Raw genomic sequence first — 22,591 nt, forward strand, 5'->3', positions numbered from 1 at the left:
AGCCGCGTCGCCCGGTGAGGCGCCGTCAGCTTTTCTTGGCCAACGATTTCGGCGTCACGAAGGTCTTGAGGCGGCCCTTGCCCGGCTGGATAGCGGCCCAGTCGGATGCGTCGAAATCGAAGACGGCCAGCCCCGCCGTCGGATATTTTTCGAGCAGCCGCTCGGCATGTTCGCCCTCGCGCGACGCCATCAGCTGACGGGCGAGATCTTCGAGACCGGGATTATGGCCGATGATCATCAATGTGTTCACCGTGGCCTCCGTCTCCCGGATCACCGCCAGCAGGGCCTCTGCGCTCGTCTCGTAGATCCGCGCCTCCGTCCGAGCGGCCAGTGCTCCCGGCAGCTGCTTCCGAACCAGCAACCATGTGTCTTCGGTTCGCCGCGCCGGCGAGACCAAAACGGCGTCGGGCGTCAGTCGACGCTTGGCCAGATAGGCGCCCATCAGCGGCGCGGCGCGGCGGCCGCGATCGGCCAGGGGTCTCGCAATATCGACGACTCCATCGGGCCAGGCCGATTTGGCGTGACGCAGGAGTATCAAACGTCTCAGGCGTGCGCTTTTTTCTGAATTAAGACGTGTTTCTTCTGGAACTTCGGTCATGGGGAATGTGTTCTGAGCCGCTGTGGTTGGATTGCTGGAAATAGAACCTATATCCGCTGCCGCGGCAAGGCTGGCGCGATGGGCGTTTTCTTGCTGCGCATCCCGGGGGCGGAAACCGTCCGGCCCACAGGCCAGGAGACTATTGAATGACGCACAATCCCTTTATCACCTTGAATGACGGCGCAAAGATCCCGCAGGTCGGCCTCGGCGTCTGGCAGACGCCCAATGACGGGGCAGCCGACGCCGTGCGCACGGCTATCGAGGCCGGCTATCGCCATGTCGATACGGCGGCGATCTATGAGAACGAAGAGGGCGTCGGCGACGGCATCCGCCAGTCGGGCCTGCCGCGCGGCGACCTTTTCCTCACCACCAAGCTCTGGAACGACCGGCAGGGTTACGACAGCGCGCTCCGCGCCTTCGACGAGAGTCTGAAACGGCTGAAGACCGATTATGTCGACCTCTATCTGATCCATTGGCCGTCGCCGCATCGTGGCCAGTATGTCGAGGCCTGGAAGGCGCTGGTTCGGCTGAAAGAAGAAGGCCGCGCCCGCTCGATCGGGGTCTCCAACTTTTATCCCGAGCATCTCGACCGCATCATCGCCGAAACCGGCGTGACCCCGGCCCTCAATCAGGTCGAACTGCATCCGGATTTCCAGCAGAAGCCGTTGCGCGACAAACACGCCGCCTTGGGCGTCGCCACCCAATCCTGGAGCCCGCTCGGCCAGGGCAAGTTGCTGGATCATCCCGCCATCGCCAGGATCGCGGCCACGCACGGCCGCAGCGCCGCCCAGGTGATCATCCGCTGGCATATCCAGACCGGCCTGATCGTCATTCCGAAATCGGTGACGCCCAGTCGAATCAGGGAGAATTTCGCAGTGTTCGATTTCGAGCTCGATGATTCGGACATGGCCAAACTCGCCGAGCTTGATTCGCCGTCGGCGCGAATCGGGCCCGATCCGATGACGGCGACATTCTGAGCGCGCCGGCCGCGTGTCTACCGCATAAAGAAACCCGCCGGCTCGCGCCGACGGGTCTCCCCTATCAATCTTCGGCGCCCGAAGGCGCGCCTGACATCACACGTCGAAGTGATCGCCCGGGTTCTTCTTGAGGTCGGACAGCTTGACGTCCTTGAGGGTGATCTTGTTGCCGCTGCCGAGATCGATGACAACGTCCTTGCCCTTCTGGGAAGCGAACTTCAGGACGTCGGCGTCCTTCTTGAGGTTCTTGAAGCCGGTCAGGCTGAGCTTGTCCTGCTCTTTGCCCTTGGCGGAGAAGTCGGTGATCGTGTCCTTGCCGTCGCCCTTGGCGAAGACGAACGTGTCTTTGCCGGCGCCGCCGACGAGCACGTCATTGCCCTTGCCGCCGAACAGCTTGTCGTTGCCCTTGCCGCCTTCGAGACGATCAGCTTGTCCGAGGCCCTTGAGCGTGTCGTTGCCGCCGAGGCCGAACAGCTTGTCCTTGAACTTGGTGCCGGTCAGCGTGTCTGCCTTGCTGGTTCCCTGCTTGGTCGCCATATCTAAATCCCCTAACTTTCGAATCGCGTTCTCGCAGCCGCAAAAAAACACGTTTGGAGAAGTTTTTCAATTCACAATATGGGCCCCTGTTGTTTTTTGAAGCTCCGCATCCAAAGTATCAGATGTGGCAAAAAAAATTAATTTGAATTTAACTGTATTATTTAAATTGCTCCGGATGCAGCAATCCAAATCACTACTTGCATGCGTGGAAACGGACAGTTTATATTCAGAATGCACAGCAAATCAGTCGGTGCATCGGGTGTATTTTCTCGTTGCGGTAAAATATTACTACATTTTCTCGAAGGTTTGTGAGTTTAAGGCTGGAAATATAAATGTGCCTAATTCTTTTCAATCGATTCTGAATATGCTTTCAAGTGGGTGTTCCTTATATTCTCTTCAGATGGCCGGGTTAAGCGAAAGTCAATGTATTTTTTATTCATCCATAAATTGTAGGGTATGAGATACTGGAAAACAATAAAGTCCAGATATTTATCGATTTCTTCGGCTGTGAAAGTTTCCCCTCTCAGGTGACGATCCACTTGACGCATAGCAATATGCGAGAGCGCGCTTTCTCCTAAAAGATATGTCGCTCTGCCCATCATGAAGGCTTCAAAAGCCACCGAAGAATTTATTGTAAGGATGCGTTTGCACCTATTCACAAATTCCAAGCTGTTTTGTGAATTGTCTAAAGTGGCAAGAAACTGGTCTTGTCCGAGCTTCATCAAGCAGAGAGGATGATTTCGCGCCAAGATCAAATTTTGAGGAAATATCTTCCGTGCAATGTACAGAGTATCGAGGTTTGATAGGCCATTCGAAAAGGCCACAAGATTGCTGTCGTCATCTACTTGCAGTGGAATTCCAAACTCAAAATCATAACTTCCCACTTCTCGCGAATAAAAAGATTTCGCTTCATCCGACAGAAGGAGGTCCGCTATCTCTTGCCGGCTTTTCCTGTTCTGCCGGTTTTTGTCTCTCTCAAATCGAATTGCAGCCTCAGTGTTACCGTTTACACCTCTGAAGTCGAACTGGAATGTAGATGTTTTCCAAACTGGCTCGCGAATATATCCTGCTTCCATGTGAATGACTGGAATATTCAGAATAGCGCATACCCGCTCAAGGGATGCGCAGTTTACGAAAGTCACTGCCGCCTTGATTGGGGATCTGCCATGCAGTGCGCCTATTTCTCGGAACAGGAACTCTTCATATTCGTGGAAGCCAGATTTAATCATCGTTTCAAGCAGTGTGAGCGGGTCTCGCTGACTGTCTGAAATCCGGGATATCATCTCGCGGGGAACGGTGATCTTGGCGACGGAAGACCAATTCGCTTCGTGTTCGAATTGGCCCACCATGCGGTAGACCCAGTCGCCATGAACGATGGCCCCGGGGTCCGAGAGTTGCCAGCCCGAGCCAATGAAACCAACTTCCTCGCTTGGGAAGTTTTTCATGGCCGGTATAACCATCCAGGAGTAGAGATGCCCGTTTGCTTTGACCGGAAACGGACAAAGATTAAACAAGTACATTTACGCCTCCTTTGCAGAGAAGATGCGATGTCGTTGGTCGTCAGTAGTTGTCTTCAATTGATTCAGTCTGCTTCATTCACTCACATGCAGAAAAATCGTCCGGCGTTGGCCAAGAGAATTTTATCCTCAACAATGGGCTTTACGAGCCACCCTCCGTCAATTTTCAACTTTAGGTACATTTTGAACGCCCGTCTGTTAACATCCGAAAGCGGTATCGACACACGGAAGCCGATATCGAAGTCCATAAGGCGCTGCAGACTTTGTGATACATCGGCGCGTAGTTTTCTTTCCGCATGGTAACTTGCCGATGGAACTGTTTCTGACAAATCGTCGACGAACTCCAACTGAATCATGATTGTGTCGGCTTTGCAGAGGCGCGCAGTTTCGTAAGCCCATCCATCGAACACCAATTGACCGGCAACTGGAATTCCCTTTTCGAGGTGCTCCTCATCAAATTCGCTGGTCGATGCGAATTTATCAAAATGAATCTCGAAATCAGTTGAGCTAACCGATGGACCAGCCTTCTGAGTGATCGCTCCGATGCAGCACAGCGAGACCGCTTCTACAACTTCGTTGGGAAACGTCGGTATTTCAATTTTGAATATACTGTTCTTGGCAGAGGTAGCGTTTATCGCTTCCCCGGCATAACTTCCTAGTCTGGTGCTGTATTCCGCGTCCAGGATCTGTACTTGTTCGGGATGACCCTTGCGCAATTTGCGCTCGCCTTCACAGTTGACGTAAAAATAGATCTCCTCGATCATAAAGAAGCCGTTGATATCCTGCACGTCAAGATAGAGCTCGCCCGAATGACCGGCAGCATCCATCTCGACATAAAAGCGTCCTTTGCTGTTGAGGGTCGCGGTTGACTCCAAAGCGCCTCTTTCGCCGCCGCAGTTCCAGCGCATCCGCGCGAAGGGATCACGGCTCTCTCTTTCTCGAACTGCCTGAATGCCGAAAGGGAGAAGATTCTGGAGATCAGGATTGTCGTGGCCAAATCCCTTGGCGCCCTGTGGCCAATACCAGTAGAGGAACTTTCCTTCGAGGATTTGGGTCGCCGCCATGTAGGGCTCTATGTCATCGAGATATTCCGGCGTCATAGGGTCATGGCTGTCTATGATGCTATCATCATGGTTCCATGATCTGAACATCTCTTTCTCGTTCGGCGTCGGAGCGAATGTAAACCGCGAGAGAATCCGGAGGGCTGCCTCCCTTAGGGGTTCTACCTCGACTTCTCCATAAGCGTCGTTCGCAAGTTCAACGAAATCGATGATGCCCGCCTGCAACATTGCTATCTGATGCAATTGCTCAGCATTCGTAGAGGGCTTCGAATGCAGGGATTTGCCGTTCAGGTAGCCGGCGGTGGAGCCGATTTCCGGAGTGCATACCTGCTCCAGAATTTCGACATATCTCATCAGCATATCTTCGACTTCACCCCAATCGAAGCCGTTGATGAGAAATCCCGCGACATTGCTGGTCTGCAAGGATGAGAAGGCGTGATTATTGAGCGCTAGGTAGAATCCTACAGTGTTTCTATCCTGAAATACTGGATGCTTGTCGACCTTCCTTTGTATCGATGCCGCCCAGCCCAGGTCGAGAAAGACAATGTTGTCATACTTTTTATCGCCTTCAGCCTCACCGACATACTTCTCGAACTGCGCGGTTACGGCTTCACCAAAGCTCTTTACCTTCGATATCAGCGTCTCGTTGGACAGGATGTATTCAATCACTCGGTCGCCGGAACCATCAGTTCCAATTGGCGCGCTTCTAAACTCAGCCGGCAATGCGTGCGCGTTCAAGCCAATCTTCGCGAGGAAGTCGTCGAGCGGTTCACGTCGGCGTGCTGACATGAGCGCGGTGAGCGCAGCAGCAGAAGGCTTTCGGAGCTCCATCTGGTTCAGCGTACGCCGCGACAACGCCAGCAACCGCACATCTTGGTTGGGGCAAATCGTCCTGTAGAGAGCAGACAGGAAGCCTCCTTCCCGCAGCAGACCCAACACCAATGGGTTTGCCAGAGATTTGACGTTATCTTCCACCCATTTCAGATAGCTGAATAAAACCGGTCCGAGGATCTCGAAACCAAACGAGTAGTAGCTCACCTCGGTATTCGGCTCATCTAGGAGCGGTCTTAGACTTCTAATTGAGGTCAATCTTCCGTGCCATGCGCCAATGCCCGAGGATTCCCAATAGCGCCGCTCGAGGGTCGGTTGCTTCAACTCTTGGTGAACCGTGCCCCAAAACGCACCGGCGCCATTCGGAACGAGACATGTTCTGATCCCATAGGAGATCGGCCTTTCGACATCGGCCCCAAAATTGTCGCCTATATGAAGCATCTCATAGGCATTGACTTTCTCGTTCTTCAATACGATTTCAAATAGCGTTCCGCCCTTTCCGGTTCCGAATTCCGAGGATGCGTAAAAGCGATCTATTTTATCGATTGTTCCGAGGCCGGTGATAAATTGCAGCTCCCCCGAGGTGTAATAAGTGTCGGATACAACAATTACTTTTTTTCCGAGTTTCTTTGCGTAATCTACGATTTCAATCATTTTCTGATTGAAGAACATGCAGTTTTTTTCGATTTCCAGCTCACATTTTATGAAGTCCTTGACGGAAATCGCTCCCCCTGCGAGTTTTTCTAGCTCGTTGTAAATCTGGGAGAGATTGACTTCATGCGATCCGCTCAAAATCATTTTCTCTCGTGCGCTCTGTTCTGCGCGGATACGCCAGTCCTTGAATCTGTGATTGTCTATATACGCAGGCAGCATCCCGTTCTTGCGCAGCGCCTCGCCAATTCTGCCGAAGATTTCGATTGGCCGGTTCGCGGAACGCTTGATGAGCGTATCGAAGCAGTCGAAGCTTACGACCTTCACTTCGGGAAGCGCGATCAAAGCTTTGAGTCGGTCATGCAGGGAATGAATCTTGTCTTCCTGGTATCGTTTGGGGGCACTCAAAATACGGTCAATGTTGTCCGGCGCAACTGCTTCCATGTTCCCAAATCTCCATCTTTATGGGTTTGGGGTATGACATTGGGCAGACGGTTGCAAGTGTGTTCCGGGGCGATAATTTCCTCGTCCCAGGAGGATTCTGCAGGTTGAATGAAATCAAAAGTTGTTTGACGCCAGATCGCAATGGGGCGATAAGAATTGGTGTGCAAGCCGACTGCTGAGGCCAAATGATCAGATCCAAAAATCCTGAAATCCTTGCTGTTGAAGGGGAATTCATCCGGGCTTTGGTGTTTTCCGCGATCGTAGGGTTCTTCTTGAACCTGGCGACGCTGGTCGGTCCCGTTTTTATGATTCAGGTCTACGGACGTGTGATTCCAAGCACGAGTCATGCCACTCTTTACGGGCTAATGACAATCGGCGCGTTTGGCGTCGTATTGTTTGGTGTCCTGGATTTTGTTCGTACTTGGACATATAGCGTGCTCGCTCATTCGCTGGCGCGGAGATTGAATCTCCCTGCCCTGAGAGCTGGAGTCATCAAATCGATGCGCGGCGGCCCCAACGAAGGTGGTAGTGCGATTCGAGATATTGCAGAGTTGCGTCATTTTGTGAGCAGCAACAGTTTGTCCACTTTGATCGACGCCTGTTGGTCTCTGATCTTCATCACGGCGCTGTTTTTTATTCATGCCGTCTACGCCTATGTCGCCATAGGTTTCATCGCCGTTATGTTGGTGTGCAACATCATTGCGGATGTTCTGACCCGCCAGACAATCAAGAAGGCCAACGAAGCGCAACATCACCATGCCCAGGAGGTCGCCAATTCGCTGCGGCATGCCGAGGCGATCGAGGCTATGGGCATGCTCCCGGCGCTCGTTCGGGTGTGGCGGCGTTCGCAAGGGGAAATGTTGGAGCAAGCCCGCATCGCGGGTGGGCGAACCAGCATAGTACTCGCTTTCACCAAGTCCCTGCAGAAAAGCCTGCCGATGGTCACCGTCGCCACGGGTGCCTTTCTCGTCCTCGACAATCAGATCAGCACGAGCGTGCTCTTCGCCGGCATGGTGCTTACTTCGCAGGCTGTCGGGCCATTTGCGAACATGGTCGAAAGCTGGCGCTCCTGGATCAATGCTGGCCAGGCCTGGACCCGCATCAAAACATTGGTCGAAGAGGAAGGCTCGGCGCGGCAGACCATGCCGGCGCCGGTCGGAGATGGCGATCTTCTGGTCGAGAATCTCGTCTATATCCCGGAAGGCCGCGACGTGCCGGTGCTGCATGGCATCAGCTTTTCAGTGTCGCCGGGCGAGGTGTTGGGGATCGCCGGTCCTTCGGGCGCCGGCAAGTCGACGCTGGCGCGCTGTCTCACCGGCATCATCAAGCCCACGGTCGGCGGCGTCTATCTCGATGGCCATTCGACCTGGCTCTGGGAGCGCGGCTCCTTCGGCAAGGCGGTCGGCTATTTGCCGCAATCGTTGTCGCTTCTCGACGGCACCATCCGCCAGACCATCGCCCGCATGCAGGACAGCGATCCGCGCGACGTCATCCGCGCCGCCCAGCAGGCCGGCGTGCACGAGATGATCGGCCGGCTGCCGCATGGCTATGACACGCCGGTGCAGGAAGGCATGCATATGCTCTCGGGGGGGCAACTGCAGCGTCTGGCGCTGGCCCGGGCGCTCTATGGCGAGCCGAAGCTGCTCATTCTGGACGAACCCAATTCCAATCTCGACCATGTCGGCGAGCAGGCGCTCGTCGCAGCCATCGAAAGCGTCAAGGCGCGCGGCGGCATCGTGGTGATGATCGCCCATCGCCCGTCGGTCATGGCCATCGCCGACAAGCTGATGGTGATCGAGGACGGTTCGATCAGCCAGTACGGCCCGCGCACCGAAGTCATCGAAATGATCATGCCGGGCGTTCGCGCCGTCACGCGCCGTCCGTCGGCCTGAAAGGAGCGCGCGCATGTCCGCATCCATCACTCTGCCGCCGACCGAATATCACCGCCAGCCCGCGGGTCAATCCGCTCTCAGCGCCTGGGATGAAGTGGTCGCCGAGGAGCGCGCTTCCCGCGTCTCTCTCGCCGGGCCGGTTCTGCTCGGCCTCGCCACATTGCTGTTCGGGGTCGGCGGCTTCGGCCTCTGGGCGGCGGTCACGCCGCTGTCCTCCGCAGCCATCGCTTCGGGCCGCGTCATCGTCGAAAGCAACACCAAGACGATAAGCCATATCGAGGGCGGCTCGCTTCTGGCGCTCGCCGTGCATGAGGGCCAGCACGTCAAGGAAGGCGATCTGCTGCTTCAGCTCGATTCCACCCGCAGCCGCGCCACGGTGGCGCAGCTGTCCCAGCAACTTTATGTCCTGCACGTTCGCCTCGAGCGGTTGATCGCCGAGCGCGACGAGCAGGATGTCCTGACGGTCACGGTCGCCCCGCCTGCTGCGGTGGATGCGGTGATGGCCCGGCAGTTGGTCGACACCGAAAAGAAGCTGTTTTCCGAGCGGCGCAGCCAGCGCGCCGGAGAAGACGCCGCCGGCCGGGCGACAATCGATCAACTCGACAGCCAGCGTGAAGCGCTGGTGGCGCGCCGCGCCTCCTGGATGGAGCAGCTGCATTTCGTCGCGCGGGACCTGAAAACGGTGACGTCGCTCGAATCCAAGCAGCTGGCGACCCAGACCGCGCTGCATGAGAAGACCATCCAATTGATCGACATGAAGACGCGCATCGCCGAATCCGACGCGTCGATCGCTGAAAACAGTCAGCGCCGCAAGCAATCGGAACTGGAAGTCGCCAATCGTCGCACGGAATATTTCCGGGCGCTTTCGGAGCAGATCCAGGCGGCGCAGGCCGAAATCGCCCGGTTGAGCCAGGAACTGATTGCGGCGCGCGACGTGGTCGCCAAGGCTGATATCCGCTCGCCGCAGGATGGCGTGGTGGCCAATATCCGGCTGAAGACGCCGGGTTCGGCCGTCGTCAGCGGTCAGGCGATCCTCGACATCGTCCCCGCCAATCAGCCGATGCTGATCGAAGGCCGCGCCCGCGCCATGGATATCGACACGGTGCATGTGGGGCAGAAGGCGGAAATTCACCTCAACGCCTTCGGAGCGTCGGAAAGTCGGCCGCTGATCGGCACGGTCAGTTATGTCGCCCCTGACGGCGTCGCCGACGAGCGCACGGGCGACGTGAACTTCGTGTTCCGCACCCAGATCGATCCGCGCGAACTGGCCAAGCAACCCAATCTCTTCCTCTATCCTGGCATGACCGCCACCGTGAACATCGTCACGGGCCAGCGCACCGCCATGGCCTATCTCGTGGGGCCCTTCCTCAAGAGTTTCAACCAGGCCTTCCGGGAGGACTGACGCATGGGTGAAAGCCGGCGAAGCGTCCCGCTCGCGCGGTTGGGCGAGGCGGTGGCCCTGTGCCGCGGGCCGCAAAACGAAGTGGACGCAAGGCGTGAATTCAGCTTTGTCGTCGATGGCGCGCCGCTTTGCGCGCTGTTGTTCGACGGCGCAGACGCGCTCGAGACGGCGCCGGAAATCGATCTGATTGCGGCCTTTGCGGCTTGGGGGGTCGCCCCCGAGGCCCGGGCGCATGCGCTGCGCATCCTCATGGAAACCGTGCGGCCGCTGTTTTCGCTCGAGCGCGATCCTGTCTTCGCGGCGCAGATGATCGTCGCCCTGGAAGCGCTTTCCCTCGGCGACGTCGGCGTCCGGCTCGAAACGATCGTCGGCCAGTCTTCTGCAGTCGGCGCAGTCACGGCCCGCACCCGCTTCAAGGGCGACGAACTGGTGTTCGCGTTCGGGGCCCAGGCGGGGGTAGCGCGCCTGGGTGGCCACTTTCCGTTTCTTGCGGCTCGGCGCGACGATGAAGCGCTGTTTCTTCTCGATTTCGACGATCAGCTGGAGCCCGACGCCGCCTTCTATTTGCTGGGGCGGCGCGCCTCGCTGCGCATGCGCATGGTCGCGTCCCAGTCGCCGAATGCATCGGCGTTTCTCATGCGCAATGACGGTGTCAATGCCGATTTCGCCCGCGTTCTGGGGCAGATGAAACCGGAGACGTCCACAAGTCTCAATCGCCTGTTGCGCGATCTTCCGGCGCAGTCCGTGCTGCACCAGCCGCTGTTCGGGGTTGCGATGGAGGTCGAAGTCGCGGCGCCGCTCGCGCATGGCCTGTTCGTCGCGGGCTGGTTCGATGATCCTGAAGGGCGGATCCAGTCGATCCATGTGGTCGACCACAGCCTGGTGGATCCAGACCTGAAGGCGGGCTGGAGGCTGTTTCCGGTTCTTGTTGACGCCGGCGCCGGCAAGCGCAGCGTGACCCGTTACTGCGCGTTCCTGCCGCGAAAACCTGATGCCCCGCTGTCTGTCGCCGCCCCGGAATTCCGCGTCGATCTCGACAATGGCGAAAGCCATCTCCTCCGCGCCCAGCCGACTTCATCGTCAGCAGTCCATTTGCGGGACGCCATTCTGAACACGATCGTCGGCTCAGGTCTCGATCCCGATGTTCTGTCGAACGTCTATCTGCCGGCGATCGGACCGTTGCAGGCGGATATCAATGGTCGGCAGGCGGTGCGGCGGGTCGAGGATTATGGAAGGCGATCCAGCCGGCGGGCGTCGATTGTCGTTCCGCTTTATCGCGAGATTGGCTTTCTCCGCTCGCAGCTGATGGCCTTCTCGGTGGATTCCTTCATCAGGGACCATGTGGAGGTCATCTATGTGGTCGATGATCCGACCATCGCCTCCATCGTTTCGGCCTATTGCGAGGGGGCGATGTTCGCCTTCACGCTCGATATTCGTGTTGCTATCCTTGAACGCAATGGCGGCTACGCACTCGCCAACAATTTCGGGGTCAGCCTTGCCGAAGGTGAATTTTTGGCGCTGCTCAATTCCGACGTCATTCCCGAGCGGCCTGGCTGGCTCAACATGATCGCCGAAAAACTCGCATTGCTGCCGGCTTTTTCGGTCGTCGGCCCACGGCTTCTCTATGGCGATGGATCGCTTCAGCATGCAGGAATGTATTTCGATCGCCTGTCCAGCGGTTTCTGGCAGAATTTCCACTTCTGGAAAGGCTATTCGCGTCTCTATCCGCCGGCGCTGACCGAGCGCGAGGTGCCCGCTGTGACCGGGGCATGCATGGTTTTGTCGCGAGAGGCCTTTGTCGAGGTCGGCGGCTTTACGCCGGATTACGTCGTCGGCGATTATGAGGACAGTGATCTCTGCCTGAAATTGCGGTCCAAGGGCGGAGTTTGCTATTATGCCGCTTCGGTCGAACTCCGACATTACGAACGGCAATCCATGCCGCAGGACACGGCCGCCGTTGACCGCGGCTCCACCCAGTATAATCGGGCGCTTCACACCCTGAAATGGGACACAACGATTCGGGAAGTCATGTCCGATGACCATTGAAAGACTCAACGAGGCGCTTGCGGCATTGCATGGCGGCCACGCGCCCGTTCCCCGGGCGGAAGACATCTTCATCGGCGATGGCGACTACACCGCAATCGCGGCGGAGTTTCTGAGCTATTTTGTCACCGTCGCGGGCTTGAAGCCTGATCACCGGGTTCTGGACATTGGCAGCGGCATCGGGCGGATGGCCTGCGGGCTTCGCCTTTTTCTCGATCCGCAGCGCGGCTCCTATCTCGGCTTCGATCCGGTGCAGGAAGGCGTGGCGTGGTGCCGCCAAGCCTATGCCGGCCAGGAGCATTTCCGCTTCGAATGGGTCGATCTCTATAACGAACTCTACAAACCCGACGGGACTATCCTGTCGACGGAATTCGTTTTTCCCGTCGAAGCTTCCAGCGTCGATCTCGCCATAGCAACATCGGTGTTCACCCATCTCTACGAGCCGGAAATCGCGGCCTATCTGCGGCAGACGGCCCGGGCGCTGACGCCGGAAGGAAGGCTGTTCGCGACGGCCTATCTTCATGACGGCGATCGTCCCGCCCCGAGCGACAGACCTCATCTGGTCTTCGACCAACAGGATCGCGATTATCCCCACAGGTGGCATGTCGAAGGCGCCCCGCCTCTGTCCGCAGTCTGCTTTTCCGAGGAATATTTTGCGCAACTCGTCGCAGAAAACACCGGTCGCCGCGCCGATATCCGACCCGGTCGATGGCGGGGAGGTCCGGGGCCATGGTTTCAGGATCTCGTGTTGATATGACGATGTCGCCCCCGCGCATTCTGCAGATCGCGCATAATCACCCGATATTCCATGCCGGCGGCACGGAGTTGACGGCTATGGCCCTGCATCGCCAGGCGCTTGCGGAAGGCGTGGACAGCTGGTTTCTCGGGGCTCTAGACGACACCCAGATCCGCCCAAATCAGGGTACGCAAATGATCGGCCTGTCCGAGGATGGACGGGAATCGGCGCTGTTTGCCGAGGATTTCAAAAGGTTCAGCCTCTCCCAAGAGGATTTCTTCGGGTTTCAGCGTGAACTTCAGGCCTATCTCCGCAGCGTGCGGCCGGATGTCGTTCACGTGCATCACATGCTCAATTTCGGCCTGGAGGCGCTCCATCTCATCCGCAACACCTTGCCCGACGCGCGGATGATCCTGACGCTTCACGACTATTATCTCATCTGCGCCAACAATGGTCAGCTCTTCAAGCACGACACGATGACGCGCTGTCGCGGACCTCAGCTGCATGACTGTCTGAAATGCATCCCGCAGATGACTGCCAACGATTTTTCGATGCGGCAGCTCGACATCACCCATGCGCTGCGGCTGTTCGATCATCTGGTCTCGCCGTCTTATTTCCTCAAGTCGATGTTTGAAGGCCAGTTTTCGCAATTTTCGCCCATCGAGGTTATCGAAAACGGCTATTTTGGCGAAGAGGCGCCTCCGCCGGTCCGGAGACGGATTTCCGGCGGACCTATCGTCTTCGGATATTTCGGCAATATATCGGCGGTGAAGGGTTTGCCGGATCTGCTCACGGCGGCCGACATCCTGCTCGAACGGGGCGTCGGCGAGTTCCGTATCCGGGTTCACGGCGCGCAACTGTTCGAGGATAAGCCGCTCACCGATCGGATGGCCCTTGCCAAAAGCAGGTTGGGTCACCGGCTCACCTTTCAAGGGGCCTATCAGGGACATGAAACCGGCCGCTTGATGTCCGAGGTGGATTGCGTCGTCTTTCCGTCGATCTGGTGGGAAAATGCGCCGCTCGTCATCAACGAGGCACTGTATTGCCAGCGACCGGTGATCGCCTATCCGCATGGCGGGGCGCCCGAGATCTTGAAGAGGCACGGCGGAGGACTGTTTCCAGCGTCGTCCGACCCCGAGGCCATGGCCGATTTGATGCAGGACGTCATTGAGCAACCCTCGCTGCTCGATATGGCGTTCGGTCGCGTCCCAGACCGCGCCGATTTGTTGCGCTCCTATATGCGGCTCTATCGTTCCTGATCCTTTGCCGGGATCGATGCAACGAGACTGAGGTGACGTCGGATTGCGGCCTCGGCTCTCCAACTGCGGAGAATGCGTCGCCGGGCAGCCTTGCGCATCTCCGCCACATCCGGTCCAGCCTCAAGCATTCTACCGATCGCCGATGCGATCGCCGGAGGATCGTCGAAGCCGACAAGCAAGCCCTCGCGGCCATGTTCGACGAATTCCCGAACGGGCGCGGTGTCGGAGCCAATGAAGGCGCAGCCGGCCGCCATAGCCTCGATCGCCGACCACGAGAGAACGAAGGGAACCGTCAGATAAATATGGGCCGCGGACACCTGCAGCGCCCGCAGATACTGCTCATAGGGAAGAACGCCGGTAAAATGCGTTCTGGCGGGATCGACCGCCGCCTTTTGCATGACTTGGTTGAAATGGTCCTCCCGGCCCGCTCCAGAGCCGTAATAGACTTTTCGGTCGCCCAGGATCAGGGCGTGCAGAGAGGGATCTTCGGCCTGCGCCAGTCCCAGGGCCTCGATGAAGGGCTGAAAGCCGCGAAAGGGATCCGCGCCGCGCGCGACATAGGTCGCCACCCGATCGCCCCGCACGAAGGACTTTCCCTCCGGCGTCGTGAACCGCGCTTTGGGGTCGGGACAAAACATCGTCGTGTCGACGCCGTCGGGCGCGATCCGGATACGGCGGCGGATCGCGTCCGGGAATTGCCGTCTCTGCCAATCGGTCGGCGCGATCATCAGATCCGCCCGCGCCAGATCCATCAGTGTGGGAAGATTGAGCAGGCTGTTCATGAAACGCGATTCGAAAGGACGTTCACCGGTCAGGAATTCGCCGCTTTCGGCTGTGTTGTTGAAGAACCATTCGCAATAGCGGATATGTTTGGCGTCCGGGAAAACGTCATGCAGAAAGGCGCCGGTGCCCCAGCCCGAATGGTCATAGACGAGGTCGGGGATCCAGCCGCTGTCCTTCAGTTCCACGGCGCGAAAGCCCGCGCTGGCCGCTTCCCGCACATATTGGTCAACATCATGCAGCACATGATCTTCGGGGCGATCGGAAACCGCTTCATCGCCATAGACAATGGCGCGCACGCCCTCGATCGGGCTGCTGGCTCTGCCGTCGTTGAGCCCTCGATGAAGGGCGACCACGTCGTGGCCTTCGGCCACATAATGCGACGCGATGCGCTTGAACTGTCCGGGAAAATAGTGATGGACGAACAGGATCCGCATGATCCGGCTCAGAAGAGCCCAAAGAAGCGCTTGGATTGCTTCTGTTTCTTGGAGGCTTCGAGAAGCGCCCGCATCTGTGAGTCGATCCGCATCACGAACACTTCGGACGCCTCGATGCGCTTTTCGAGCTTGGCGATCCGCATTTCGATCGCGTCGTCCCGAATGCCCGCCGTCGGCGTTTCGGCCGTCGCCCGCTGCATCTCGTGAATCCTGTCTATCTCTTCCTTGAGCGCGAAAAGCGCGGCCTCGTAGCGTTCCGAAAACACTTCGAACAGGTCGTCGAGTCGCCGGTCGTCATTCGTGGCGATGGGAAGGGCAATTTCCCCTTCCCGCACCGATTGGGCGATGATCATCAATCCGTGAAACGAGGTGATGTTCTGCGGCACCAGCACTTCAAAAGCGTGGTCGCCTTCGCCGATTCCGGCCTCGGGAAGGTCCGGGCGCATCAGATTGGCAACGCCGCTTGCGATGACCTGGGGGCCCTGCATGATGCGGATGACCAGGTGTTCGCCCGGCTTTTCCGAGTTATAGGCCCAGCCGTAAATCTTGTTGTTCTTCAACTCGTCAACACGGCCTGTCAGCATCGCTTCGTCCCCTTCAGAAAGTCAGATTGGCGATTACCGGCACATGGTCCGACGGCTTGTCCCAGCCGCGGGCGTCGCGCAGGATCTCGACGCCTGAAAGATGCGGAGCGAGATCGGGGGAGGACCAGACATGGTCAAGCCGGCGGCCGCGGTCGGAAGCGGCCCAGTCGGCGGCGCGGTAGCTCCACCAGGTGTAGAGCTTGGCGGGTTCGGGCGTATGCTGGCGCATCAGGTCCACCCAGCCGCCCTTGGCGATCACGTCGAGCAGGCCTTGGGTCTCCACAGGCGTGTGACTGACGATCTTCAGCATCTGCTTGTGCGACCAGACATCGTGTTCGAGCGGCGCGATATTGAGGTCGCCGACGAGAATGCTGGAGACGCCGGCTTCGGCGTCCGCCTTCAGCGCCTTCATCTCCTCAATGTAATCGAGCTTATGGGCGAATTTCGGGTTCTTGACCACATCGGGCTCGTCGCCGCCGGCCGGCACATAGAAATTGTGCAGGCGAATGCGCTTTCCCCCTGTCTCGAACACCGCCGAAACATGCCGGGCATGGCCGACATTGCCATGGTCGCGGCAGTCGATCTCGGAGAGTGGCAGCTTGGAGAGAATGGCGACGCCGTGATAGCCCTTCTGGCCGTTGATCGCCTGATGCTGGTAGCCGCGCGCCGTGAAAGCCTCGGCGGGGAACAGCTCATTGGCGCATTTGGTTTCCTGCAGGCAGAGAATGTCCGGGTTCTTCTCGTCGAGAAGTTTTTCCACGATCGGCAGTCTCAATCGGACGGAATTGATGTTCCAGGTGGCAAGGGTCAGCGTCATGAAGATTCGTCCGTTTGTTTTCGCCGGACACTAAACGAACGGCCCGAAAATCCAAATCGATTTTCGGGCCGTCGACACTGTCTGCCGGGATTGTCCGGGGAGAACGCCGCTCAGCGCTGCTTGGCGAGAATTTCCGGCGGCATGCGGAACACGCGGTCGTCGAAGGACACGCCGGTCTGGACGTTGAAGATCATCACGGAGGTGTCCTTGCCCTGATTGTCGGTGATGGTCCACTGTCTCAGGTCATAGGTCTTGGGGTCGAACATCATGGTGATGGTCGAATCGGCGAACAGCGAGCGGTCGCCGAGCTTGATGGTGATCAGATCGGGCTCTTCCTTGACGTCCCGCACCATCTTGCCGCTCAGGTCGATCTTGCTGTCGAGCAGCAGGGCGAGCGGCGTCTTCGACAGCGGATAGAGATCCCAGGTCTTCAGCTTCACATTGCCGATCGCCACGCTGCGGCCGTCCGAGATCACCCGCATCGGCGAGGGATTTTCATAGTTGAAGCGGATCTTGCCGGGACGTTCCAGGAAGAACTTGCCGCCGGTCTGCTCGCCGCGCGGGCCGAACTGCACGAATTCGCCCGACATCGTCTTCACCGATGAAAAATGGTCGGCGATGGTCTGGGCGACCGACTTGGACTGGGCGGCGGCGAAATCGACAGGCGACAATGCCAGCAAAGCCGTAAAAGCCAGTCCCGCCAGCACGGAGCGGCGGCTTGCGGTCTTTTCAGGCGTTTGAAGCGTCTTGCGCGTCATTCTGGTCTCCTTTTTGGCCTTTTCTCCATAGAAAGTGCGGCGCCTTCAAGGCGTTCCGCACGTCATGCGAAAAAGCGCCTAGCGTGCGATGATGTCGTCCTCGGTGGGTACGAGGATCTCGCGCTTGCCGGCATGGTTGGCCGGGCCGACGATCCCTTCCTTTTCCATCCGCTCGATGATCGAGGCGGCGCGGTTGTAGCCGATCCCCAGACGGCGCTGGATATAGGAGGTCGAGGCCTTGCCGTCGCGCAGCACCACGGCCACCGCCTGGTCGTAGGGATCGTCGGATTCGGCCAGGTTGCCCGTTCCCGCCGGGCCATGGCCGCCGTCGCCGTCTTCATCCTCGTCTTCGGTGATGGCGTCGAGATATTGCGGCGCGCCTTGCGTCTTCAGGAAGGCCACGACATCCTCGACCTCGCCGTCGGAGACGAAGGGGCCGTGGACGCGCTGGATGCGCCCGCCGCCGGCCATATAGAGCATGTCGCCCATGCCGAGCAGCTGTTCGGCGCCCTGTTCGCCGAGAATGGTGCGGCTGTCGATCTTCGACGTCACCTGGAAGGAGATGCGGGTCGGGAAGTTGGCCTTGATCGTGCCGGTGATCACGTCGACCGAGGGACGCTGGGTGGCCATGATCACATGGATGCCGGCGGCGCGGGCCATCTGCGCCAGCCGCTGCACGGCGCCTTCGATATCCTTGCCCGCCACCATCATCAGATCGGCCATTTCGTCGATGATGACGACGATATAAGGCAGCGGCTTGAGATCGAATTCCTCGCTCTCATAAATCGCCTCGCCCGTCTGCCGGTCGAAGCCGGTCTGCACGGTGCGGGTGATCTGTTCGCCCTTTTCCATCGCCTGGGTCACGCGGGCGTTGAAGCCGTCGATGTTGCGGACGCCGATCTTGGACATTTTCTTGTAGCGCTCTTCCATCTCGCGCACCGTCCATTTCAGCGCCACGACCGCCTTCTTGGGATCGGTGACGACGGGCGAGAGCAGATGCGGAATGCCGTCATAGACGGAGAGTTCGAGCATCTTCGGATCGATCATGATCAGGCGGCACTGTTCCGGCGTCATCTTGTAGAGCAGCGACAGGATCATGGTGTTGATGGCGACCGACTTGCCCGAGCCGGTGGTGCCGGCCACCAGCAGATGCGGCATCTTGGCGAGGTCGGCGATCACGGGTTCGCCGCCGATCGTCTTACCCAAGGCCACGCCGAGCTTGGCCTTGGAGCCGTCGAAATCGCGCGAGGCGAACATCTCGCGAAGATAGACCATCTCGCGATTGCGGTTGGGCAGTTCGATGCCGATGGCGTTGCGGCCGGGCACGACGGCCACGCGGGCGGCGATCGCGCTCATCGAGCGAGCGATGTCGTCGGCGAGACCGATGACGCGGGAGGATTTGATCCCCGGCGCCGGCTCGAGTTCATAAAGCGTCACCACAGGGCCGGGGCGGACATGGATGATGTTGCCCTTGACGCCGAAATCGTCGAGCACGCCTTCCAGAATGCGGGCGTTCTGCTCGAGCGCATCGGTTGAGAGCGTGGCGTCGCGCGCGACATTCTTCGGCTCTGCCAGCAGGCCGATCGGCGGCAGGTCGAAGCCGTTGTCGGTGCGTGGGCCGGGCTGGATGGGGCGCGCGGCCATGCGCGGCTGCGGCGCGCGGGCGGCCTGCGGCTGGGCGGGCGGCTGGATGGGGGCCGGGCGACGTGGGCCGCGCGGCTCGGCCTTCACCGCCCATTCGCCGTCGTCGTCATCGTCATCCGCCAGAAGCCCGGCAGGACGATGGCGGTCGAGCTCCAGCGCGTCGTCCTCGTCGTCCTCGTCGTCATAGCCGGCGTCGAGCGGCGGCGAGGAAATGATGCGGCGGAGATAGGGACGCTTGTCTTCGCTGAGGTCAGGCTCGACGCGGTGGCCCGCCGATTGCAGGCCGAATTCCTCGTCGTTGAGATCGAAGGGATGTTCGATGTCGCGGCGCGATTGCGGCCGTCCCGTCTTGCCGGTCAGGCGGCGGAGCCGCGCCTGCAGCGAAAACATCGCATGCGCCGCATAGCCCCTGACATAGGCAAGCGCGCTTTCGCGCTCGTCGTCTTCCTCGATCAGGCTCGCCTGCGGCGTCTGCCGCGCATGCCGGATCGGCAGAACGGCGCGGGCTTCGTCTTCCTCGTTTTCCTCCGGCTCCTCCGTGACGATCAGATTGGCGGCGAAGGCGAGCAGGCCGAAAGCGGGTGCGGCGCAGATCGCGCCGATCACGGCGGCGAGCACGCCTTCCGGATAGGCGCCGATGAACAGACCGGGAAATTTCAGGATCATGTCGCCGAACACGCCGCCGAGGCCGTTGGGAATCGGCCAGGTCGCCGGCGCCTGGAAGCAGGACAGGGCCCCCGCCGCCAGCACCGAACCGCCAAACCAGGCGGCGCCGCGCTTGATCAGCCGGTAGACCGGCACGTTCAGGATCATCATCAGCGCCCAGGCGAAGACGGGCAGCAGCGCCATCACCGAAGCGAGGCCGAAAAACTGCATCATCATGTCGGCGAAATAGGCGCCGGGGCCGCCGAGCAGATTGGTCGGCTCGCGGGAGGTGGCGTTGGAATAGCTGGGATCCAGCACGTCCCAGGTCGAGAGCGCAGTGATGGCGAGGCCGAGCAGGCCAAGCAGCGCAAAACCCGCCACCGCCTTGATCTGTCGCCAGAGAAAGGCCGTGAGGATAAAGCGCAGGGAGCGGTTTTCATACTCCGCCGGGATGCTTCTCGCCATGGATATCGACTCGCCGCGTTCGCAAATGCCATTCACGGCCGCGCAAAGGTGCGGCCAGATTGCTCGAACTCTAGCGGCAGAGGGTTAATCGAGCATTAACCATGGGCGTTCGGCGGGCGTTAACCCTGAGCCTTGTCCACACTTTCGCGCCAGCGGCCGGCGTAATCGACAAGGCGCGGATCGGGGGCGGTCGCCGTCTTGCCTGTCGCCGTCATGCGCCCGGCGCGACCGAGCGCGAGCGCTGCTGCGCCGGCGCTGGTGCCGGTCGCGCCCGCGCCGCCCGTTTCCACCGCCCGGCCGGTCACCGCGCCGAGCATGTCGAGATAATGGGCGTTGGCGGAGAAGGGGCCCTCGACGATGCTCGGCCCGTCGGCGCCGATCAGCTCCAGGCAGACACCGGTCATCAGACCGAGATAAAGCGAGGCGGCATAGAGCCGGGCTCCGGGCGTGAGCGCGTCGGCCTGATGCGTCCAGCCGCCCTTGCGGCCGATGAAGGGGCCGGTGTCGACCGGTTCCGAGGGCAGGAACATCACGCCGCCCTCGAGCACCGCGCGCTTGTCGTCCTCCGTCACTTCGGCCTGCGGATCGGCGCCCAGAGCCGCGAACGCCCGGCCGCCCATGAAGCGGGAGGATGGGACCGGGTCGCCATAGGCGTTGACATTCATCAGCGTGTCGCGGGCGGGGTCGAGCGCGATGGCCCTGCCGCCGATCGCAAAGCAGATCACCCAGGTTCCGGTCGAGACGACCGAGAAGGGCGCGGAGCGCGCCTTGAGATGGGTCAGCAGCGAGGCGTTGGAATCATGCAGGCCGCCGAACACCGGCAGACCTGCGGCGAGCCCCAGCTCGGCGGCGCTCTCGGACGTCAATCCACCCACCGGCTCGAAGGCGTCGCTCATCGGCGGCATCAGCCGACGCCAGTCCATTGCGTCGACCAGCGAGGAGTAATCGCGCTTTTCAGGATTCCAGAGATCGGTATGGGCGCCGAGCGAGGTCATTTCGCTGACGCGTTGGCCCGTCAGCCGGAAGGCCCAGTATTGCGGATAGGGGATGATGGTCGCAACCCGCGCGAAGTCCTCGGGAAAGCGCCTCTGCTGCCAGTAAAGCTGCGCGCCGACATTCAGCCCCGCCGCCAACCGGGGAGAGCCGGTCTCTTCGAAGGCAGGCCGGATCGCATCATAGTCGGCCGCCGTCTCGTCGAGGCCGTGATGCTCGTAATCGAGCATCGGCAGCGCGAGATCGCCCTTGTCGTCCATGAGGATGATCGAGGCGCCATGCGCGCTGATCGAGATCGCCTCGATCTGATGGTTCCGCGCGAGATCGGCCAGCGCCTCTTTGATGAAGCGCCAGAGGCCGTCGATGTCGTGATGGGGGTAGGGGGGCGCGTCGATCACCCGGTTGGGCGCGCGCCGGACATCGCTCTCCCTGCCTTCCACGAGATCGAACAGCGCCACTTTGGCGTTGGTCTTGCCGATATCGATGACCGCGATGAACCGCATGCTTGACCTCAGGCTTTGGCGCGGCGACGGCCGAGCCGGGCGATCAGCGTCGGCATGGCGATCACCAGGATCAGCATCAGGCCGATGAAGATCGACATCACGATGCCGGGCACGTTGAGAAGGCCGAGGCCGAAGGTGACGAGGCCCATGATCACCGCGGCGAGCACGACGCCGAGGATCGAGCCGGAGCCGCCATTGATGTTGATGCCGCCGAGCACGACCATGGTGATGGCTTCGAGTTCGAGGCCGGTGGCGATGGAGGGCCTGGTCGAGCCGAGCCGCGCCGTCAGGCAGACGGCGGCGAGGCCCGCCATCAGTCCGGTCAGCGCGAAGAGAATGAACTTCACCCGGCTCACCTTCACGCCCGAAAACATCGCCGCCGTCTGGTTGTTGCCGATCGCAAAGACGGTGCGGCCGAAACTCGTCCGGTGTAGCAGCACGTGGAAGAGGATGGCGAGGACGACGAACAGCACGAGCTCGAAGGAGAATACCCACCAGACATAGCCCTGGCCGAACCAGGAGAATTCGGAGGGGTAGCCGGTATAGGCCTTGTCGCCGAGAATGATGAAGGACACGCCGCGAAACAGGCTCATCGTGCCGATGGTCACCACGATCGAGGGCAGGCCGAGGCCGGTGACCAGATAGCCGTTGATCATGCCGCAGACCAGGCCGGCGGCCAGTCCCACCGCCACCAGTTCATAGGGGCCGGCGCCTGCCTTCAGCGCCGCGCCCATCAGCGTCGAGGCGACCGCGATGATCGAGGCGACCGACAGGTCGATCTCGCCGGAAATGATCACCAGCGCCAGCGCCAGCGCCACGATCGCCTTTTCGGTGAAGTTGAAGGTGGCGTCCGACAGGTTCCAGGGATCGAGGAAATAGGGCGAGGCGAAGGAATTGACGATGAAGATCGCCGCCATCACCGCAAACAGCAGGCTTTCCCAGCTCCTGACGGCTCGTTGCGCCGGCGTTCTCAGCCGATCCGGAATAGTCCGCGGGGTCATGGTTTCGGTTGCGATG

General features: G+C 59.8%; 18 protein-coding genes. 6 read left to right on the top strand and 12 right to left on the bottom strand.

The window, feature by feature from the left end; all coding sequences use genetic code 11:
• Positions 1–25 precede the first annotated feature (25 nt).
• Positions 26–598 (bottom strand): histidine phosphatase family protein, encoded by a 573-nt coding sequence (locus E8Q41_RS19810; protein ID WP_137157277.1) that lies wholly within the window; start codon positions 596–598, stop codon positions 26–28.
• 146 nt (positions 599–744) lie between these two features.
• Between E8Q41_RS19810 and E8Q41_RS19815 the strand changes: the two genes are divergently transcribed.
• Complete coding sequence (locus E8Q41_RS19815; protein WP_137157278.1) at positions 745–1,575, top strand: aldo/keto reductase; 831 nt, start codon at positions 745–747, stop codon at positions 1,573–1,575.
• A 96-nt stretch (positions 1,576–1,671) separates the two neighbouring features.
• Here the strand turns inward: E8Q41_RS19815 and E8Q41_RS26175 are convergent, their stop codons facing one another.
• The 4 genes from E8Q41_RS26175 to E8Q41_RS25990 form a co-directional block, all read right to left on the bottom strand.
• Complete coding sequence (locus E8Q41_RS26175; RefSeq protein ID WP_137157279.1) at positions 1,672–2,112, bottom strand: hypothetical protein; 441 nt, start codon at positions 2,110–2,112, stop codon at positions 1,672–1,674.
• A 338-nt stretch (positions 2,113–2,450) separates the two neighbouring features.
• The gene (locus E8Q41_RS19825) at positions 2,451–3,632 is read right to left on the bottom strand and encodes a hypothetical protein (RefSeq protein WP_137157280.1); all 1,182 of its coding nucleotides are present in this window, start codon (positions 3,630–3,632) and stop codon (positions 2,451–2,453) included.
• Between the two features lie 80 nt (positions 3,633–3,712).
• The gene (locus E8Q41_RS19830) at positions 3,713–6,616 is read right to left on the bottom strand and encodes a hypothetical protein (protein ID WP_137157281.1); all 2,904 of its coding nucleotides are present in this window, start codon (positions 6,614–6,616) and stop codon (positions 3,713–3,715) included.
• The gene (locus E8Q41_RS25990) at positions 6,577–6,963 is read right to left on the bottom strand and encodes a hypothetical protein (protein ID WP_246660257.1); all 387 of its coding nucleotides are present in this window, start codon (positions 6,961–6,963) and stop codon (positions 6,577–6,579) included. Before E8Q41_RS25990 ends, E8Q41_RS19830 begins: the two co-directional genes overlap by 40 nt.
• On the opposite strand from E8Q41_RS25990, the gene E8Q41_RS19835 reads away from it, so the two are divergent.
• From E8Q41_RS19835 to E8Q41_RS19855, 5 genes are read left to right on the top strand one after another with little or no spacing between them, the layout of a single operon-like run.
• A complete protein-coding gene (locus E8Q41_RS19835; protein WP_246660256.1) occupies positions 6,862–8,508 on the top strand; it encodes a type I secretion system permease/ATPase in 1,647 nt (548 codons plus the stop codon). The genes E8Q41_RS25990 and E8Q41_RS19835 overlap by 102 nt on opposite strands.
• Positions 8,509–8,521: 13 nt before the next feature.
• Positions 8,522–9,910 carry an HlyD family type I secretion periplasmic adaptor subunit gene (locus E8Q41_RS19840; protein WP_137157283.1) on the top strand — a complete coding sequence of 463 codons (1,389 nt, stop codon included), beginning with the start codon at positions 8,522–8,524 and terminating at the stop codon, positions 9,908–9,910.
• 3 nt (positions 9,911–9,913) lie between these two features.
• The gene (locus E8Q41_RS19845) at positions 9,914–11,956 is read left to right on the top strand and encodes a glycosyltransferase (RefSeq protein WP_137157284.1); all 2,043 of its coding nucleotides are present in this window, start codon (positions 9,914–9,916) and stop codon (positions 11,954–11,956) included.
• On the top strand, positions 11,946–12,710 hold the full coding sequence (locus tag E8Q41_RS19850) for a methyltransferase (protein ID WP_137157285.1): 765 nt from the start codon (positions 11,946–11,948) through the stop codon (positions 12,708–12,710). Before E8Q41_RS19845 ends, E8Q41_RS19850 begins: the two co-directional genes overlap by 11 nt.
• A complete protein-coding gene (locus tag E8Q41_RS19855) occupies positions 12,707–13,948 on the top strand; it encodes a glycosyltransferase (protein WP_170976543.1) in 1,242 nt (413 codons plus the stop codon). Before E8Q41_RS19850 ends, E8Q41_RS19855 begins: the two co-directional genes overlap by 4 nt.
• Here E8Q41_RS19855 and E8Q41_RS19860 read toward each other — a convergent pair.
• The 7 genes from E8Q41_RS19860 to E8Q41_RS19890 all read right to left on the bottom strand — a co-directional run bounded on the left by E8Q41_RS19860 (position 13,936) and on the right by E8Q41_RS19890 (position 22,590).
• Entirely contained in the window at positions 13,936–15,165 is a 1,230-nt protein-coding gene (locus E8Q41_RS19860) for a glycosyltransferase (protein WP_137157287.1), read from the bottom strand. The two genes, E8Q41_RS19855 and E8Q41_RS19860, sit on opposite strands and share 13 nt — an antisense overlap.
• A gap of 8 nt (positions 15,166–15,173) precedes the next feature.
• The gene (locus E8Q41_RS19865; protein ID WP_137157288.1) at positions 15,174–15,749 is read right to left on the bottom strand and encodes a hypothetical protein; all 576 of its coding nucleotides are present in this window, start codon (positions 15,747–15,749) and stop codon (positions 15,174–15,176) included.
• 13 nt (positions 15,750–15,762) lie between these two features.
• On the bottom strand, positions 15,763–16,566 hold the full coding sequence (locus tag E8Q41_RS19870) for an exodeoxyribonuclease III (protein WP_137157289.1): 804 nt from the start codon (positions 16,564–16,566) through the stop codon (positions 15,763–15,765).
• 110 nt (positions 16,567–16,676) lie between these two features.
• Positions 16,677–17,324 (bottom strand): outer membrane lipoprotein carrier protein LolA, encoded by a 648-nt coding sequence (locus tag E8Q41_RS19875; RefSeq protein WP_137157290.1) that lies wholly within the window; start codon positions 17,322–17,324, stop codon positions 16,677–16,679.
• A 78-nt stretch (positions 17,325–17,402) separates the two neighbouring features.
• Positions 17,403–20,078 carry a DNA translocase FtsK gene (locus E8Q41_RS19880; protein ID WP_137157291.1) on the bottom strand — a complete coding sequence of 892 codons (2,676 nt, stop codon included), beginning with the start codon at positions 20,076–20,078 and terminating at the stop codon, positions 17,403–17,405.
• A 119-nt stretch (positions 20,079–20,197) separates the two neighbouring features.
• Positions 20,198–21,574, bottom strand: coding sequence for an FGGY family carbohydrate kinase (locus E8Q41_RS19885; RefSeq protein WP_137157292.1), 1,377 nt, complete (start codon positions 21,572–21,574; stop codon positions 20,198–20,200).
• A gap of 8 nt (positions 21,575–21,582) precedes the next feature.
• Positions 21,583–22,590, bottom strand: coding sequence for an ABC transporter permease (locus E8Q41_RS19890; protein ID WP_137157344.1), 1,008 nt, complete (start codon positions 22,588–22,590; stop codon positions 21,583–21,585).
• Position 22,591: the final 1 nt, after the last annotated feature.

This window comes from Rhizobium sp. FKL33 (assembly GCF_005222915.1).
Taxonomy (GTDB): domain Bacteria; phylum Pseudomonadota; class Alphaproteobacteria; order Rhizobiales; family Rhizobiaceae; genus Rhizobium_E.

Coding starts and splice junctions, on each gene's coding strand:
- E8Q41_RS19810 (WP_137157277.1), bottom strand. CDS start 598: ATGACCGAAGTTCCAGAAGAAACACGTCTTAATTCAGAAAAAAGCGCA.
- E8Q41_RS19865 (WP_137157288.1), bottom strand. CDS start 15,749: ATGCTGACAGGCCGTGTTGACGAGTTGAAGAACAACAAGATTTACGGC.
- E8Q41_RS26175 (WP_137157279.1), bottom strand. CDS start 2,112: ATGGCGACCAAGCAGGGAACCAGCAAGGCAGACACGCTGACCGGCACC.
- E8Q41_RS19815 (WP_137157278.1), top strand. CDS start 745: ATGACGCACAATCCCTTTATCACCTTGAATGACGGCGCAAAGATCCCG.
- E8Q41_RS19845 (WP_137157284.1), top strand. CDS start 9,914: ATGGGTGAAAGCCGGCGAAGCGTCCCGCTCGCGCGGTTGGGCGAGGCG.
- E8Q41_RS19860 (WP_137157287.1), bottom strand. CDS start 15,165: ATGCGGATCCTGTTCGTCCATCACTATTTTCCCGGACAGTTCAAGCGC.
- E8Q41_RS19850 (WP_137157285.1), top strand. CDS start 11,946: ATGACCATTGAAAGACTCAACGAGGCGCTTGCGGCATTGCATGGCGGC.
- E8Q41_RS19830 (WP_137157281.1), bottom strand. CDS start 6,616: ATGGAAGCAGTTGCGCCGGACAACATTGACCGTATTTTGAGTGCCCCC.
- E8Q41_RS19840 (WP_137157283.1), top strand. CDS start 8,522: ATGTCCGCATCCATCACTCTGCCGCCGACCGAATATCACCGCCAGCCC.
- E8Q41_RS19855 (WP_170976543.1), top strand. CDS start 12,707: ATGACGATGTCGCCCCCGCGCATTCTGCAGATCGCGCATAATCACCCG.
- E8Q41_RS25990 (WP_246660257.1), bottom strand. CDS start 6,963: ATGACTCGTGCTTGGAATCACACGTCCGTAGACCTGAATCATAAAAAC.
- E8Q41_RS19875 (WP_137157290.1), bottom strand. CDS start 17,324: ATGACGCGCAAGACGCTTCAAACGCCTGAAAAGACCGCAAGCCGCCGC.
- E8Q41_RS19870 (WP_137157289.1), bottom strand. CDS start 16,566: ATGACGCTGACCCTTGCCACCTGGAACATCAATTCCGTCCGATTGAGA.
- E8Q41_RS19880 (WP_137157291.1), bottom strand. CDS start 20,078: ATGGCGAGAAGCATCCCGGCGGAGTATGAAAACCGCTCCCTGCGCTTT.
- E8Q41_RS19885 (WP_137157292.1), bottom strand. CDS start 21,574: ATGCGGTTCATCGCGGTCATCGATATCGGCAAGACCAACGCCAAAGTG.
- E8Q41_RS19825 (WP_137157280.1), bottom strand. CDS start 3,632: ATGTACTTGTTTAATCTTTGTCCGTTTCCGGTCAAAGCAAACGGGCAT.